Raw genomic sequence first — 15,754 nt, forward strand, 5'->3', positions numbered from 1 at the left:
GGTTTCGTGGCTTACTTCAGCCGCAGGCTGCCGAAGAGGCCTTCCTTCTCGGAGTTCGGCCCGGCGGTGAAGTACAGCGCGTCGGCGTCGCCGAGGCTCTCACCATTGCCGAACATCAGACCCCACAGGCCGTCGATCTCGGCGGGCTTGCCGTCGGCGTCACGCAGGTAGTCGACGAACTTGCCGGACTGGTCGTCGAGGGCGAGGATGTGGCCGGCGCCGGCGAAGTTGCCGATCAGCAGCTTGCCGGAGAGCGGTCCGAAGCCCTGCGGGGCGACGACGACGGCCCACGGCGCGTTGAGACGGCCGTCGGCGTCGATGGTGCGAACCAGCTTGCCGCTCTTGTCGAATTCGGCGACCTGGCCCTTCTTGGCCTTGTTGCCTTCCTTCTTCTCCTGGTCCTTGTCGAGGGAGTCCTCTTCGCCGACCTTGAGCTTGGTCGGGTCGCCGCCCTCCGAGCCGGTGATGGCGTAGGTGACGAACACGCGGTCGCCGATGGTGGCGACATTGAACGGGGCCGGGTCGCCGACCTTGATCTTCTTGCCCTTGGTGGCGTCGGCCGGGTCGACGGCGTCACCGGTGGCGAAGGGGTTGGCGAAACCGGTGGTGGGCACCAGCTTCCAGTCCTTGTCGAAGGTGCGGACCTGCGGGTCCTTGCCGAAGTCGGCGGCCAGCAGTTTGGTGCCGGACGGGTCGAGGGCGATGCCCTTGAAGTTCATGCCCTGGGCGGTGCCGTCGTATTCGAGGACGGCGGGGCCGTCGTGGCGGACGATGGCGCCGCCCGCGCCCTGCTCGGTCCAGCCGGAGATCTTGCCGGAGTCGGTGGCGAAGATGAATCGCGCGGAGCCGGTGAGCTTCTCGTCCTTGCCGTCGTAGCTGACGGGCTGGTCCTTCACCAGGAAGATGTCGGAGGTGATGGGGGCCGGGTTGAAGACGACGCCGGTGGTCTTGCCCTCGCCCTCGTCGCCGTCCTCGTCCGGGATGGAGTCGGCGCCGGGGATGGTGACCAGCTTGAGCTGATCCTGGAACATCTTCTGGTACTTGGCGTCCGGGGACTTGGTGACGTCGCCGACGTACTGGAAGGAGTAGCCGCCCGCGCCGACCCAGAAGTGGCCGCCCGCGCCCTTGGGCCGGTCCGCGATGCCCCAGGCGTTGATGAAGTTGGGGTCGGTGAACTGGGCCTTGTCGGAGGCCTTGTTCGAGGCGATGTTGACCTGGGCGTAATGGTTGCCGTCGAGGGCCTTGACGTCGTCGGAGTCCGACTTCGTGCTGCCGCACGCCGCCGCCACGACCAGCGCGGCACCCAGCGCGGACACCCGCAGCAGGGTCTTGCGGCCCGGGGTACCGCTCGCTCGTCCGTTCATGTCAGTCCTTCCAACGAAACGCCCAGGTTCGGCATTAGGTGATGCTAACCATAGCTGGACGAAGCGCATCTGTCGTTAGGGGACCCTCATTTCTATTCGGAAGTGATATTCGCGCCGGTCCAGGGCGCGCGGAGCAGTCCGCGAGCCGTGTCGGAACCGTCCAGAACGCGGGTGACGCGGCTGGTGACCCGCCACCCTTCCGGGGTACGGGCGAGCCGGAAATGGTTGGCCCCGGCGCGCCAGACGAAGAACTCGCCGTCGCGGTGGCGGATCAGCAGGGATTCGCACACGGCTTCGGCGGTGTCGCCGTTCAGGGTGACCGCCGCCGGGCCCAGGAAATGGGCTGATCCGGCCGCGATCAGTGATTGATGCGCGGTCGAGTCGACCATGGCGCGCACGTCTTCGCGACTGCGCATGTGCCAGCCCTCGACGTCGTATTCGCCGTCCTCGGTCCACAATTCGGCGACCTCGTCGGCGACCCCGGCGTCCACGAGCGGGCCGTAGGAGGCGATCAGTCGCGTGATGGCGAGCTCGTCCTCGAGGCGCAGCAGCCGGGCTTCGAGGGCGGCGAGACGCTCGTCGGTCATGGGAGTCCTTCTGCTAGAGGAGATGGCGGTCGACGAGTTCGCGGAGAGCGGCGAGTTGCTCGCAGTAGTGCCCGGCGTCGGTGGCGCGCACGGTGCAGGTCAGGTGGGTGGCGCCCGCGTCACGCAAGGCCGTGAGCCTGCGCAGTGAATCCGCTTCGTCGCCTTGCGGATCCAGCGGGGCGCCGGGCGAGAGCACGATGTCGAAGCCCTCGGGAACGGTGACCGTGGCGAGCATGTCGGCGATCTGCTCGGCCCTCAGCCCGAACGGCACCCACCCGGTGCCGAGAGTGACCGCCCGGCGCAGGGACCGGCGGGTGCGTCCGCCGACCCAGATCGGCACGGCGTGGTCGATCGCATGGGGTTCGATGACGAAGTCCTCGGCTTCCCGGCGGCCCCAGGCCCGTTTCAGTCGCGCCAGTGCCGCGTCGGCGAGTGCGCCGCGATCCTCCCAGGCCGCGCCGAGCAGCGCGAATTCCTCGGCGAGAGAACCGACTCCGACGCCGAGCACGACACGGCCGTTGCTCAGCCGGTCGAGGGTCCCGTAGCTCTTGGCCAGCGCCAGCGGATGGTGGTAGCCGAGCACGAGCACCGAGGTGGCGAGCCGGATCCGGCTGGTGTGCGCGGCCAGGTAGGACAGTGTCGCGAGGGGATCCCAGTAGGTCGCGCCGCGCACGGCGGCCGCCGCGGCGGGCACCCCGACGTGGTCGGCGCAGGTGAGGTGGTCGAACCCGAGTTCGTCGGCGGCCCTGGCGATCCGGGTGAGCTCCTCCGCCCCGGCCGTGGCCTCCCACGGTGACGCGATCCCCGGAAACTGCACGACGATGGGTGTGGACAGTCCGAGCCGCACGGTCATCGCGCCACCCGCTCGGGCAGTCCCATGAGCCGACGCATTCCGCGATCGGCGCGCAGCACGGCGGTCGCCCGATCCGGGTCGTTGCGCTGCGTGGCGCCGGCCTCGTTGCCGGACATGATGTGGACCGGCCCGTGTCCGAGGTTCGACAGTCCTTCGCGCGCCACGTCATCGGGTTCGGACACCGTCATGCCGGGCACGTCGAAGTTGAGGCCGACCCGTTCCATGGCGGGTGTCCGCGTCACCCCGAGCACCAGTTCCAGCACGTCGACCCCGTATTCGCCGAGTTCGAGCCACAGGCTTTCGGCGAAGATCCGCCCGAACGCCTTCACCCCGCCGTACACGGTGTGATGCTGCGACCCCAGATATCCCGCGAGCGACCCGACCATCAGGATCCCGCCCTGCCCACGGGTTTTCATCCGCGCCCCGAAGTGGTGGATCAGCCCGAGCGGCGCGGTGATGTTCAGATCGATGACCTGCTGGAACGCGGTCAGATCCCCGTCGACGAACGGCACACTGTGGGTATTGGCCCCGGCATTGAGCACCAGCAGCCCGACCTCGACGTCCTCGATGGCGGCCACGATCCGGCCTACCGCCGCCGGGTCGGTCAGATCGGTTGCGAGCGTCCGCACCTCGACCCCGAGCTCCCGGCATTCCGCGGCCGTGGCCTCCAGCGGTTCGGCCCGCCGAGCCACCAGCAGCAGCCCGATCCCCGCCGCCGCGAGTTCCCTCGCGAATGACCGCCCGACCCCCTCCGATCCCCCGGTGATGACCGCCCACGGCCCATAACGCTGCGGGTCGACACCGCTCATTGCGACTCCCTCACCTGTGAGATCGAACTCGGTCCCTTCCAGTTCTACAAACTTCCACCCAGAAAAACTAGAGTGAATTCTAGTTATCGGACAGAAGGTGGTTCCATGCCGCGCATCCAGGACTCCCGCGCCCCCGGCCGCGTCTCGACGGCCCGGCAGCTGGAACGCCAGCGCGCCATCCTCCGCTCGGCCGCCCGCCTCGGCGCCGAGCACGGCCTCGAACGAGTCCAGATGTCCGAGGTGGCCCAATCCGCCGGCGTCGCTCTCGGCACCCTCTACCGCTATTACCCCTCCAAACACCACCTGTTCGCCGGCGTCCTCGACGGCGCCGTCCGTGAACTCCCCCACCCCACCCCTGTCACCGGCGACCCCGTCGCGGGCGCCACCGAATTCCTCGCGACCGCCGTCGACGAGCTCCTCCGCCACCCCCACCTGGCCCGAGCCATGATCGTGTCCATGAACGCGGTCCGAGCCGAAGGCCACGCCCTCCGCCCCACCGCGGACCCGGCCCCGACCGCCGCCACAGCCGCCGCCCTCGAAACCGACCACGTCATGCCCGACCGCATCCTCTCCGCCGCCGGCATCACCACCCCGACCGACGAGGACCGCCGCCTCGCCCGCCTCCTCGAACAATGCACCTACGGCATCCTCACCTGGACCATCGCCGGCCGCCTCACCACCCCCCAAGCCGTCTCCGACGTCCACCGAGCCTGCACCCTCCTCCTCGCCCCCTGGCGCGAACAGCCCTGACCCCCAACCGATTTGCCCCGGAGCACCCCAGCGGCCGGGCACCTGACGCACCCGGCCTTCGCCAATTCCTCACTTGCGCAGAACGTTATGTCCGCGTGCTCGGGCGACACCACGACCCAGGCACAACCCGCGACCAGGATGCCCAAGCGGACAACCAAAACCCAGTGCCCGCCCTGCGCCATCCGCCAGTGCGGCTGCCTGACCACCCCCGCCACTGCCTCCGAGCTCGCTACGACCGTCACCAGCCGCAGATGCAGTGCCTCACCAAGTTCTACCCCCTGGCACCGACGATTCCTCCTCGCACTCGAAACACAGTGCGAATCGTCCACAGTGGCGTGTCAGCGGACCACCCGCGAACGACCACGCCTTCTGGCGAATCCTGCTGCAACCCAGCCGCCGCCTACCCGGTCTGCCAGAACTGATCTGCGGGACCCGACTGCGACATCAGTCAAGAACCTCGAACACCGGACCTTCGAGATCGAAGATCGGCAGCCTTCGCTCATCACCCGGACGCGAGACCGATAACAGCCACTCACCGTAAGGAAAGTCGCTGAAGATCTCCAGGATTCGCCCTTCGCGGGTTACCACGTACAAGTCCTGCGCGAATTGAACGCCTTGGACACCGACGTCCACCACCTCATCGCCTACCAGCTCTTCCAGGCCAGGGCATGACGATCCCTCTCTCGCCAGATTCGGTGAAACGACGATCTCGGCGCCTTGGGTCACTCGCCAGTTCGTATTGATGCGCAATCGCCAATGATCCCCCTGAACGCAAATACCATCAGCATCCACTTCAATGGCGGTAATGCCGAGCGGAAGAAACCGTCGGATCTCCTCCAGCACCGACTCCATCACGGCTCCAAACCAAGGTGCGTATGCGGGCCAACATATTCCGGAGCCCGAAGGGCACGCACAGCGTCGATGGCAACAGACACTGAGCAAGTATCACAGGTGCGGAACCCCTCAGCGCACAGTCGATTCGGCAGCTGCGGACGCCAGGTTGGTGCGCAGCGACGCGGACTGGACGGTTCGTATACCCTCCGAAAGGTCCACTTCGGAAGGGGCGATCCGGCGTGGCTCGCGCTCTTCCTCGCGTCGATGGTTGTGTGGGGTAGAGAGATGGCGAGTAATGACGTCGAGCTGGCGGCTCGGTGGTGGCAGTGGGCGATGTCGGTGCCGAACGCCAAGAACCCGGTAGTGGACGAGACCGGCGAGTTCGCCGCGATCGATCAGCCGACGGATATCTGGTTCCTGGCAGGCACTTTCGGTGGGCGAGTCGAGCGGCGGTGCACGATCCCGCACGGTCGGCCGATCTTCTTCCCGGCTTTCAACATGTTCCAGAAGGTCCCGGACGGCTTGTTCGCGCGTGGCGAGGTGCCGGTGGCGCCCGCGGCGTCCGGCCACGCCGCCTTGAACGGAGTCCCACTGCCGGTACGAGTAGTGACCAACGACAAGGCATTCCGCATCACAGCGGCAGCCGGCGGCCCCTTCGGCTACGCCGGCCGGTTCAAGGCCAAGGCGTGGGGCCTGTGGGTTCGCCTCGACGATCTCGCGCCCGGCGACTACGTCCTCACCTTCGGTGGCGAATACGAGCCCGGCGGCTTCTGGGTCGAGGTCACCTATCAATTGGAGATCCGCTAGTTCCGCCGGTCCGCAAGCCCAGGGCACCGAACCTGTCGGAGACCCTGGGTGCGGCCGAGCGAGTCACTCGCTCCAGATCGCGTCGACGATGTTCATGCGCGCGGCCCGCAACGCGGGCGGCACGGCTACGACGGACCGGCCGACCTACGCGCGCATCCGCATCATCCCTGAACCCCGACTCGCTGGCTCAGTTCGCGCACGTCGTTGCGCATGCCGGGCGGTGGCTTCTTCAGCAGGTCCCGAACCATGTCGCGGGCAAATCCGTTGTAGCGGATCGTCTCCGGCGCGGTCTGTTCCGACTTGACCAGCATCGTGAGCGCTGCGGTGTCCTCGTCGCGCTGCATGTACGCACGGGCGACCTCGATGAGGTGGCGTCCACGGCGGGGCACGGACACGATGTGGTCGGCGTCGATGGAGCGGGCCGCCCGCATCGCCTCACCGGGCTGGCGCAATTCGACTCCGAGAGTTGTTGCGTGCGAGGCCATTACCGGCTGGGAGAAGCTGGTTTGCACGTGTCGGTAGGTCGGGCCGAGTTGCCGGGCGATGCCGTCGGCGCGTTCCAGACCGCGCCAGGCGTCGCCGGAGCGGCCCCGCCGACCGTGGACGTAGGCGATCTCGAATTCCAGGGCTCCGGCGATGCCGTGCCAGTCGTCGGGGGTGTCTTCGCGGTCGAAGTAAGGGGTGATCTGGTCGATGGCGTTGCGGGCCAGCGCGATTGCTTGCTCCCACCGGCCGGAATCGCGCAACGCTTGCGCCATCGCCCATGCGCTGCAGGCGATGACGTAGGGGTCATCGGCTTCATACCCCTCGTTGACAGCGCGGTCGGCGACCATCCATACCAGCTCGGGTGCGGGCTGATAGGCGACGTAGAAGTCCGCCAGCTGGTACACGCCGGCCAATGTCCTGCGGGCTGCGCGGCGGTTTTCGGCAGTGCGGGCCGCGGTCTGCGCGTCGCGGATCAGGCCCGGCAGCAGTGCACCCACCTGCGAACGATGATCGGGGCTGGAATGGCGGATACGCCACGCCTTCCGCAGTCGCTCAGCGAGATGCTCGGGGCGGACCGGCCGATCGCTGGAAATGATGCGGTAGTCGGTCAGCGCGGCCTGTACGTCGGTGAGGGCGGCGTGACGTTCGCCCGCGAACACCGTCACCGGCACGGCGTGCTCGTCTCCGGTCAGCACAGCCAGGTCGTCCAGCTCGAGGACACGAGCAATGCGCAGCAGCAATTCGAGACTGGGCGCGCGCTGAATCCTGCCGTTCTCCAAGGCTTTCAACCACTCGGCGGACCGGCCGATCTGGGCGGCCAGCACCGGCCGCGCCATGCCCACCCGTTCCCGGTGCAGCCGGACCCGCTGACCGATATCGGACGGATGTTCTGAACCACTCACGGGGACCACCTCCTCGTGCTGTGACGATAACTGCCAGCGTAACGGCATTGGGGGTACGTTCGTACCCCTTCGCGACGTCGGCGAGACCTACGTTCCAGAGTGCCCCGACGCCGACATGATCACCAGACCCCGGCGTCGGGTGCACTCCACCACCGTTCCAGGGACATGGAGAACACCCGACATGGAAATCATCGTTGTCGCCACCATCATCGCGCTAGTGCTGATCTCCCTCTCCGCCCACGCCCTACCGGACGCGGCGCCCAGCCAGCGGCCGAAGCGGCTCTCCGTCGCCGACATTCAAGCGCGACTGGCGGCTGAACCGCCACGCACCTACATACCGATCAGTAGGGGGTAAAGGGGATGGCTTTCACCGAACCTGAGGCGAAAGCCCTTGGCGCTCTGTCGAGTCTGGATCTGTCGCACATGTTGACCGTGCGGGAACTCTGCCGAGCAACCGGCGTGCCTGAAACGTCTGTTCACCGGGCACTACTGCGGTTGTCACGCGCCGGGCTGGCGATGGGGACCCCACAAGGCCCAGCCCGCTGGCGCTGCACCGACCGTGGCCGCCTCGCGATCACCCGGCCCGTATACCGCGACTACGCAAGGACACGACCATGACCAACTACGTGATCGGATACCTGCGTCGCGATCTGTCAGGTGAGGCGTGGCCCCAGGACGAAGCCCGCATCCACGCGTTCGCCGCCGAGCACGGGCGATCGGTGATCCTCGTGTACTACGGCGACCCGAACCGACCGGGCGGCGCCGTGATCAATCGCCTGATGAACCTCGCCTACTCCGAATACGCGAACGAGGTAATCGCCCCGAGCACAGACCATTTCGAGCCCGGCGACATTCCCGCCCTGGTCAAGATCGCCGATGTGATCTGCACCGACACCGCGACCAGGTACACGATTCCCACCGCCGACACCCACGTCGATGACTCGAGCGCCATCGTGATCGGAGACGGATGAGCTGACGAAGTGCTCCGATACGCGCAGTCGAATCCCCTTGGACACCAAGCGGTGTAGACCTCGGCGGCCGAGCGCGGCCACCATCGTGGCCGGATCCGGTTCGGGCAGTATGATTTCGGCGCTGAGCTGCCGACCAGTAGATCGTCGAGGCAATGCCAGGGCCTTCGGGCTCTCCGCGCCCGGGTCCTCAATGGCGGATCAGGCCCGTGCGTTTCACCGTGGCGAGCAGCGGGGTTACGTCGATGGCGGTGACCGCCTCCAACGGGCCGACGGTGTCGGTGAGGAAGGCGTACAGGGCGTCCAGGTCCGCGGCGGCGACAGCGACGACGAGATTGGCCGGGCCAGTGGTGGCGGCGCAGAACCGGACGTGCGGGTGGGCGGTCAGGGTCTGCGCGGTCTGCTGCAATGCGCCGGGCCGGACGGCGATCCACAGCAAGGCCTCGGTATGCGCGCCGAGCAGCGCGAGATCGATCTCGGTGGCCAGGCGCAGCACCTGGCCGGCCACCAGGGCCTCGACGCGGCGTCGCGCAGTGAGCGCCGTGGTGCCGGCGCGGCGGGCCAGGTCCGTCCAGGTGGCCCGGCCGTCCTCCGCGAGCGCGCCGATCAATGCGGTGTCGACGTCGAGGAGCCGCGGCGGGACCGGGGTGTTCTCGGTGATGCCCGCCAGCCGGAGTGCGTAGGTGTTGACGACGTCGTTGTGGCCGCCGCGCTTGACCAGGACCGGGTGCCTGTCGGTGGCCTGGTCGAGTTCGGCCGCGGTGGGCATGCGGCGCTCGGCGAGGTTGAGTTCCTGCCAGTTGGTGGTGGTGCGGATCCACTCGCCCTCGGGGGTGACGGACGCGCGCTGCCGGATGAGGTCGAGGAACTCCGGGATGTTGCGGGCCCGGTGGACGGGGACGTCCTGCGCGCCGAGTGCCGCGAAGATCAGGTGGGTGTGGGTGTCGCCGAAGGCGGGCAGCACAGTGGCGTCGGGCAGGTCGTGAACCAGGGTCTCCGCGCTCACCAGGTGGTCGAGGCCGTTCGGGTCGGTGGACACGGCGGAGATGCGGCCCGCACGCACCGCCAAGGCCCGCTGCGGGCCCTTGCGAGACCTGATGCCCACGCGCACCTTCGTCGGCGGCGGCCTGGTCACGGCCGCCGACATGAGCTGAGCACGCCGCGGGGACAGCCTCTGGGTGGCCGCTTATGAAACGGCCCGTGCGGGCCTGTGACAAGTAGTCACTCTCAGCGCGGCTGATCTCCGGGAACGACGTCTGCGCGCGGGTTTGTCGCCGCGGTCAGTCCGTATTCGGCCGCAGTACCGCGGTGCCGTACCAGTGGCAGATCAGCAGCGCCAGCTCGACGTCCAACCGGTCGTCGGTGATCGGCCGCCCGCGTCGCGAAACTGCCCGCCCGACCCGGTATTTCACCGAATTGGCATGGAGGTCGAGCTCTGCGGCAGCCGCCTTGTAGCTGCATCCGGTGCGCAGGAAAACCCGCAGCGTCTCGCGCAGCCGGGCATCGTTGTCGTTGTCGGCAGCCAATTCGCCGAGCAGCTCGCTCACCCATTCGCCGACCTCGGCGCCGGCGCCGAGCAGCGCCGCGGTCGTCAGCCCCGGATCGCTTGCGGCGATGATCCTCGGTTCGACGTCGGTGCGCGCGAGCGCGACCGAGCGCGCGCGCAGCGCCTGCCGATGGGACCGGCGGAACCCTGATATCCCCTGGCCCATGATGCCGATCGCCAATCGCGGTGCGTCCAGCCGCTTACTCGCGAAATCACGGACCCTGGCCACCGCATCGGGCTGCTGGGACCGATATGGCAGCCAGGCCCATGCGCTCGTCCGGTCGGCGGCCCCGAACAGCGGCGCGGCCTCGGTGCCGACCGCCTCGGCCAGCTCACGGGCGAAGCGTTGCAGCCGGGTCAGCTCGTCGCTACCCGCGCCGGTGTCGGGATACCAGAGGATCAGCGCCAGGTGATGCCAACTCAGCGGGTAGCGGATGGATTCGGTCGCGGCGTCGATGTCGATCGGCTTGCTCCCGGAGAGCACCTCGCGCACGAGCAGCGCGCGGGCGCTGTTGCGGCTCTGCAGCCACTGCTCGCGCTCGGTCTCGTACACCGCGACGACCTGCATGGTGATCCAGTCGATGTACTCGAACGTCGCGGTGGTGATCGCCTCCGCGACAGTGACGCCGTCGGCGGGCGCGATAGCGCCGGCCCGCAATTCCGCGAAGACCAACTCGGTCATCCGCCGATGCCCGACCCGATAGGCACGCACCAGGGCCTTGACCGGAACTCCGTGCTGGGCAAGGCGTCTGGCGTATTCGATGGCCGCGGTGGGAGCGTTGATCCGTGCAACCGGTATGTCGTGCTGCAGCGCGTGCAGGATGGTGTCGACATTGCCTTCGACGCTGGCACCGAGCAGTTCGATGGTGCGGGGGTCACCCCGCAATTCGGGGATCTCGTCCTCGAGACCGCGCCGCAGGATCGCGGCGATATCCGTCACCCGCTCGTTCATGCGGGCGGCGATCTCCGCGACATAGCGGCTCACTTCGACATCACCGCCGCGACGAGAAGTCGTCACTCCCCAACGGTAGTACTGCGCCATTGCCGCGCGAATCGCGGGCTTGTTCTGCGGGGCAGCGGTCCGAATCGGCTAGCCGGCCTGGCGGGAGTATTCCGGCGGTGTCCATTGTGCGGGTGACGGTAAGCGGCGTGCCCGCACCGGAACTTCGGAGACATAACCGTCGATGATCGGAATTCCGTAGCGGCGTTGGAATTCGGTCAGCAGTTCGGCGTCTGCCGGGGCCGCGCCGCAGATGGCGAACCGCACAGATGAGGTGTTCGGCCGGATGTGGGCGGGCAGGTCCGACAGCAGTGCATACGTGGCCGGGGCAGCGCAGATGCATGTGGCACGGCTGCGCTCGATCCGGTCGAAGAATGTCTTCGGGCTCGAGGCCACGGTGGCGCGCCCACCGGCGAGCAGCGGCGAAACAGTGCCGACAACGATGCTGTTGACGTGGAACAACGGCAGATGCAGCAGGCTGTGATCGGCTGCGGTGAGTTCGAATGCCTCGATCGCCACCGCGCATATGGCGTTGAGGTTGGCGTGGTCGACCGTCACGCTGTGGGATTTGCCCGTGCCGTGGGCGCGGAACAGCAGCGCCAGTGCGTCGTCGCGGGGCCGTGCGGGTTCGGCGATATCCGGGTCAGCGGCGGTGAGGTCGTCGGCGGGAATGACGACGTGGACCGCCGCGTCGGAGGAGGGCCGCTGCGCGGTGATCAGGGCCTTGGCGCCGGTATCGGTCAGCTGATAGTCGGCTTCTTCGGAGGTCAGCGACGGGTCGATAGGGCTGACCGTGGCACCCACACGCCAGGCAGCGAACAGGGATACGACATAAGCGACAGTGTTGGGCAACATGATCGCGACCATGTCGCCGCCCGAGACTCCCGCGGCGCGCAGGGTAGCGGCGGCACGCCGCACAGCGTCGAGGAATCCTGCATTGTTCAGGTCAGTGCTGTCGTCGGCGACAGCGGCCGCGTCCGGTGCAGCAGCCGCACGGCGGTCCGGCAGAGTCGAGATAGGGTTCATCAGCGGTCCTCGGAACGGGTACAGGGAATGACGACAACGGTAGAAATCACGCCGCCGCCAGGCACCGTCGTGCATCAACGAAATTCGCCGCGGGCATTGTCACCGCAGGACAATTCCGACCTCACATACGCCGCCGCGGTAACCGGGATGTAACCATCGCCTCCGCCGCTTCCTCGCTTCCCCATAGACCGAACCAGGTGAGGGAGTTGGTGGCGTGACCATCGACAGGGGCATTACCCGGCCACTCGTTCCCGGGTGCGGTCCACGCGGGTGTTCATGTCGAGCCCGAACCGGCTGTTGAGGTTGATGTTCGACCAGAACAACGGGCTCACGGCGCGGCGTTCGTTGTCCTCGCCGCTCCGCCGATGCTGATCGCAATCGCGTTGACTACCAGCCACATCGGCCATCTCGTCGAGGGTCTGGATATCGAACCAGGCGGGCGCAGCCTGGCGCACCGAGTCTCCATTGTGATGGCGCCCACCGGACCCTGCGCAGTGACGTGTCGGCCTGCGACACAGCGGAATTGAGAGAAGTTTCAGGCCGCCTGCGGTGTCGTGAGATGAACACGGACGTGGTCGAGCAGTTCACCGTTTCTGAGAGGTTTAGGCAGGTAGTCACACGCACCGGCTGCGTAGGCGTCACCGATGGCATCGGGACCGCCATCGAGGGAGGCCACGATGATCGGAATCGGGGAACGATTCCGCAGCTGTCGGCACAGGTTCGCGCCCGGCAGGACCGGCAGGTTCAGCTCGAGCAGCACCAAGCCCGGATTCCATCGGCGAGCCAGGGCCAAAGCGCGCTGCGCGTTGGGGGCAGAAATCACCTCATGGCCGGCATTGGCCAGCACGAGTACCTCGATCTCCGCCATCGCCGGGTCGCTCTCGACGACGAGGACCTTGCCGGGTTGAGCCACTGGGGTCGGCGGCAGCGTGAATTCTGTTGCAGAGCGCGGGAGTTGGCCCATGATGGATGCTTCGGGGTCCCCGACCGTCGAATCCGTAGCGTAATGGAGCTGAGTGGAGGCCGCCCTGCGCTCGCAATATCGGTACCGCGATCGAAGAACTACGACACTATGTCAAACAGCGATCTCTCAGCAACGCATCTGTGAACTGTTTCATGGCGTTCACATGACCACATCGGAAGCCGGGTCGGGTGTAGATGTTCGGAGTCCTGCTTCAGCGCTGACGTGCGGACTCGGTACTCATCGAAGGGCAGTCCATCATGGCGACGTTCGTACTCGTTCCCGGAGCCTGGCAGGGTGTGTGGACCTGCAACCGGTGACCACCGAGCTATCTGGAAGATCAACGGGCCCAGGCCATTTGATGACTGGCTGCGCCCCCACCGAATGTCATGTGGGCTCTGGTGTCAAGCCGCAGCCGGTTCGGGCGGCCCGAGCAGATCCCACCGGTTTCCCGCGATGTCGAGGAAGACCGCAACCTGCCCGTATGGCTCTGTGCGCGGCTCGGTTACGAACTTCACGCCGGCATTGACCAATCGGCTGTACTCCCCAGAGAAATCCTCGATCCGGAGAAAGAAACCGACCCGCCCCGCGACCTGCTCTCCAACTGCGCCGCGTTGCCTGTCTCCGTCCGCCTGTGCGAGAAGGATGCCGGTGGTCGCGCCCGGGGGACGAACAACAACCCACCGTTTGGGCCGTCCGTCGTTGGTCAGAGATGGCGAGTCCTCTACCAGATCGAAACCGAGCGTCTCGACGAAGAACTCGATGGCCGGGTCGTACTTCTCGACAATGATCGTGATCAACTCCAGATGCATCCCAGCGAGCCTAGGACGCGTCAGCAAGGTCCGTAACTGCCGCCACCCGCGGGCCGAAGTTCCGTTGTCGGGCTGGATCTTTCGGTGGGTCGGGCCGCCGGAGCGCGGATGATCTTGCCCGTTTCCCGCCAGTGTGGCAGGTGCGGGACGTCCTCGGTCGGGAGGCCGCCGACGTCATCGAGGCCGCGCATCGTCGGTGATCGCAAGTCGCGGTTCGAGGATTACGACCGCACCCTGCGCCGCAAGAGCTGAGTGCGGGGTGGCAACCCCCGGTAATTCGGGGCAGATCCTGATACCGAAATCGCCACGTTTCACTCGTTTCGAACGGTAGCGTTCGGCGACCCGGACCTCGGGACTCGCATCAGGAGAACAATGAGCACGCGTATCCACCTCGGCCGCAGAATCGGCTGGGGCACAACAGGACTGGCCGCCATCATGGCCGTTGTCGCAGTCGGCGCGCCCACCGCGTCCGCCGATGTCCACACGCTCGCTATCTACCCCACCGGTCAAACCTATTACGTCGGAGGCTCCTACGAGCTGGTCTCCACGACCGCGCCGACGACAGCGTGGGTGACCTTGTCCGACAACGGTCAGTGCATCGGCGGCATGCGGTCGAGGCCGGTCAACAATGTCGATTCCATCAATTTGGTCGCAAAACTGAACTGGGTTCCATCGACGGCGGGCCATCACGTCCTCACCGCCGCCGACAGCCGGACCACCAAGACGTTCGAGGTCGACGTGCTGGCCGCACCCGCGGGAACCGTCCCCGCCGCGCCCGCCCAACCCAGCGGTTGCAGTCCGCTGGAACGCTTCCTCAACTCCGGCAGCGGCTAGGCCACCGTCGGCCTCCGAGACACCGCAGGCTGGACACGACAGCGCGTCCGGCCTGCGGTTCTGCCGAATCTCAGAGCTCGAATTCGGCTCGGACCTGGTCTTCGGTGAGGCCGTAGTCGGCGAGCGAGTACTTGTGGACCGGTTTGCGGTCGCCGGACTTGCTCTCCTCGTCGAGGGCGGTCATGGAGGACCGCGCCGAGTCGGTGTAGTCCAGCCCGAACTTCGAGTAGATCTTCTCGACGGTGGCGAACGGGTCCGCGCGCAGTTCGTCGAATTCGATGTCCAGGAACTGATCCGGGTTGTAGCGGGCGCGTGCGGCATTGAATTCACGCAGGCCGCGCGACCACAGTTCCAGCTGGGACGAACCGATCTTCTCGCCCACGAAGGTGGTGGACCAGCCCGCGGTCGCCTGCTCGGACAGACTGCACGAGGAGCCGACGATGGTGACCGGATCGCGGTGCGTCTGGATGATCAGCGCGTCGGGGTACACCTTCATCAGCGCGTCCAGGGCGAACAAGTGGCTGGGGTTCTTGAGAACCCAGCGCCGTTCGTCGCCGAGCCCGATGAGCTGCAGGTTCTGCTTGTGCCGGGTGTAGGCGTCGGTCCAGTCCTGCTTGCGCAGCCATTCCGAATACGTCGGCAGGTAGGCCAGCGATTCGTAGGAGATGGATTTCACCGTCTGGCGCAGCAGCTGCCAGCACTCCTCCACCTCGGCCGCGGTCATGTAGTGCACGCCCATGAATTCCGGATTCTCGATCCGGTGCTGGGCGAAGCCCTTGTCGACGGCCTGGTAGACGGGGTTCTCGGCCCAGGTGTCACGGGGCGGCCGCGGCTGCGGGAAGTCGGCGAGCCACATTTCCAGGGCCTGGTGCTGCGGGTCCGCGGCGAGCAGGCGGTGCAGGGCGGTGGTGCCGGTGCGGGGCAGGCCGGTGACGAAAATCGGCCGGGTGACCTTGGTTTCGGTGTACCCGGGGTTCGCCTTCCAGCTGGCTTCGCTCAGCGCGCGGGCGACGAGCGCGCCGCGCAGGAAGTAGCGGCTCATCTTGGAGCCGATCTCGGTGAGCCCGGCATCGCGCTGGTAGGAATCCAGCAGCACGCCCAGCGCCTCGTGGTGGTCGTCGGACCCGAAGTCGGTGAGCCCGCAGACCTTGGTGGCCGAGGCGTGCAGGTCCTCGACGGTGCCGACGTTGGTACGTCCGGTCATGGTGATGAAAC

General features: G+C 67.0%; 18 protein-coding genes. 5 read left to right on the forward strand and 13 right to left on the reverse strand.

All coding sequences use genetic code 11. From position 1 onward, the window contains the following. Window positions 1-11 precede the first annotated feature (11 nt). The 4 genes from ACFV4K_RS10060 to ACFV4K_RS10075 all read right to left on the reverse strand — a co-directional run bounded on the left by ACFV4K_RS10060 (window position 12) and on the right by ACFV4K_RS10075 (window position 3,613). Window positions 12-1,364: a TIGR03118 family protein gene (locus ACFV4K_RS10060; RefSeq protein ID WP_379273644.1), complete on the reverse strand. Its 1,353-nt coding sequence runs from the start codon at window positions 1,362-1,364 to the stop codon at window positions 12-14. Between the two features lie 92 nt (window positions 1,365-1,456). Next, a complete protein-coding gene (locus ACFV4K_RS10065; protein WP_379273646.1) occupies window positions 1,457-1,951 on the reverse strand; it encodes a nuclear transport factor 2 family protein in 495 nt (164 codons plus the stop codon). Window positions 1,952-1,964: 13 nt separating this feature from the next. After that, a complete protein-coding gene (locus ACFV4K_RS10070; protein WP_379273736.1) occupies window positions 1,965-2,798 on the reverse strand; it encodes a TIGR03619 family F420-dependent LLM class oxidoreductase in 834 nt (277 codons plus the stop codon). A gap of 2 nt (window positions 2,799-2,800) precedes the next feature. Next, a complete protein-coding gene (locus ACFV4K_RS10075; protein WP_379273648.1) occupies window positions 2,801-3,613 on the reverse strand; it encodes an SDR family NAD(P)-dependent oxidoreductase in 813 nt (270 codons plus the stop codon). Window positions 3,614-3,718: 105 nt separating this feature from the next. Between ACFV4K_RS10075 and ACFV4K_RS10080 the strand changes: the two genes are divergently transcribed. After that, window positions 3,719-4,363, forward strand: a complete 645-nt coding sequence (locus ACFV4K_RS10080; protein ID WP_379273649.1) for a TetR family transcriptional regulator — start codon at window positions 3,719-3,721, stop codon at window positions 4,361-4,363. Window positions 4,364-4,807: 444 nt separating this feature from the next. Here ACFV4K_RS10080 and ACFV4K_RS10085 read toward each other — a convergent pair whose 3' ends face one another. Further along, window positions 4,808-5,215 (reverse strand): hypothetical protein, encoded by a 408-nt coding sequence (locus ACFV4K_RS10085; protein ID WP_379273651.1) that lies wholly within the window; start codon window positions 5,213-5,215, stop codon window positions 4,808-4,810. Window positions 5,216-5,482: 267 nt separating this feature from the next. Between ACFV4K_RS10085 and ACFV4K_RS10090 the strand changes: the two genes are divergently transcribed. Next, the gene (locus ACFV4K_RS10090) at window positions 5,483-6,004 is read left to right on the forward strand and encodes a hypothetical protein (protein WP_379273653.1); all 522 of its coding nucleotides are present in this window, start codon (window positions 5,483-5,485) and stop codon (window positions 6,002-6,004) included. A gap of 161 nt (window positions 6,005-6,165) precedes the next feature. Here the strand turns inward: ACFV4K_RS10090 and ACFV4K_RS10095 are convergent, their stop codons facing one another. Then, window positions 6,166-7,392: a helix-turn-helix domain-containing protein gene (locus ACFV4K_RS10095; protein WP_379273655.1), complete on the reverse strand. Its 1,227-nt coding sequence runs from the start codon at window positions 7,390-7,392 to the stop codon at window positions 6,166-6,168. Window positions 7,393-7,752: 360 nt separating this feature from the next. Here ACFV4K_RS10095 and ACFV4K_RS10100 point away from each other — a divergent pair, with 360 nt between their 5' ends. Together ACFV4K_RS10100 and ACFV4K_RS10105 are read left to right on the forward strand one after the other, a co-directional pair. Next, window positions 7,753-8,010 carry a helix-turn-helix domain-containing protein gene (locus tag ACFV4K_RS10100; RefSeq protein ID WP_379273657.1) on the forward strand — a complete coding sequence of 86 codons (258 nt, stop codon included), beginning with the start codon at window positions 7,753-7,755 and terminating at the stop codon, window positions 8,008-8,010. Beyond that, window positions 8,007-8,363, forward strand: a complete 357-nt coding sequence (locus tag ACFV4K_RS10105) for a hypothetical protein (RefSeq protein ID WP_379273659.1) — start codon at window positions 8,007-8,009, stop codon at window positions 8,361-8,363. Before ACFV4K_RS10100 ends, ACFV4K_RS10105 begins: the two co-directional genes overlap by 4 nt. 187 nt (window positions 8,364-8,550) lie before the next feature. Here the strand turns inward: ACFV4K_RS10105 and ACFV4K_RS10110 are convergent, their stop codons facing one another. From ACFV4K_RS10110 to ACFV4K_RS10135, 6 genes are all read right to left on the reverse strand, one after another. Beyond that, entirely contained in the window at window positions 8,551-9,465 is a 915-nt protein-coding gene (locus tag ACFV4K_RS10110) for an amidohydrolase family protein (protein ID WP_379273660.1), read from the reverse strand. A gap of 175 nt (window positions 9,466-9,640) precedes the next feature. Next, on the reverse strand, window positions 9,641-10,924 hold the full coding sequence (locus ACFV4K_RS10115; RefSeq protein ID WP_379273662.1) for a PucR family transcriptional regulator: 1,284 nt from the start codon (window positions 10,922-10,924) through the stop codon (window positions 9,641-9,643). Window positions 10,925-10,996: 72 nt separating this feature from the next. Continuing rightward, complete coding sequence (locus tag ACFV4K_RS10120) at window positions 10,997-11,932, reverse strand: class I adenylate-forming enzyme family protein (RefSeq protein ID WP_379273664.1); 936 nt, start codon at window positions 11,930-11,932, stop codon at window positions 10,997-10,999. A gap of 233 nt (window positions 11,933-12,165) precedes the next feature. Continuing rightward, window positions 12,166-12,387: a hypothetical protein gene (locus ACFV4K_RS10125; protein ID WP_379273666.1), complete on the reverse strand. Its 222-nt coding sequence runs from the start codon at window positions 12,385-12,387 to the stop codon at window positions 12,166-12,168. Window positions 12,388-12,467: 80 nt separating this feature from the next. Continuing rightward, window positions 12,468-12,896, reverse strand: coding sequence for a response regulator transcription factor (locus tag ACFV4K_RS10130; protein WP_379273668.1), 429 nt, complete (start codon window positions 12,894-12,896; stop codon window positions 12,468-12,470). A 401-nt stretch (window positions 12,897-13,297) separates the two neighbouring features. Next, window positions 13,298-13,705, reverse strand: coding sequence for a VOC family protein (locus ACFV4K_RS10135; RefSeq protein ID WP_379273669.1), 408 nt, complete (start codon window positions 13,703-13,705; stop codon window positions 13,298-13,300). A gap of 372 nt (window positions 13,706-14,077) precedes the next feature. Between ACFV4K_RS10135 and ACFV4K_RS10140 the strand changes: the two genes are divergently transcribed. Then, the gene (locus ACFV4K_RS10140; protein WP_379273671.1) at window positions 14,078-14,539 is read left to right on the forward strand and encodes a hypothetical protein; all 462 of its coding nucleotides are present in this window, start codon (window positions 14,078-14,080) and stop codon (window positions 14,537-14,539) included. A 70-nt stretch (window positions 14,540-14,609) separates the two neighbouring features. Here ACFV4K_RS10140 and ACFV4K_RS10145 read toward each other — a convergent pair whose 3' ends face one another. Further along, window positions 14,610-15,743, reverse strand: a complete 1,134-nt coding sequence (locus tag ACFV4K_RS10145) for a sulfotransferase family protein (protein WP_379273673.1) — start codon at window positions 15,741-15,743, stop codon at window positions 14,610-14,612. Window positions 15,744-15,754: the final 11 nt, after the last annotated feature.

This window comes from Nocardia sp. NPDC059764 (assembly GCF_042732555.1).
GTDB lineage: Bacteria > Actinomycetota > Actinomycetes > Mycobacteriales > Mycobacteriaceae > Nocardia.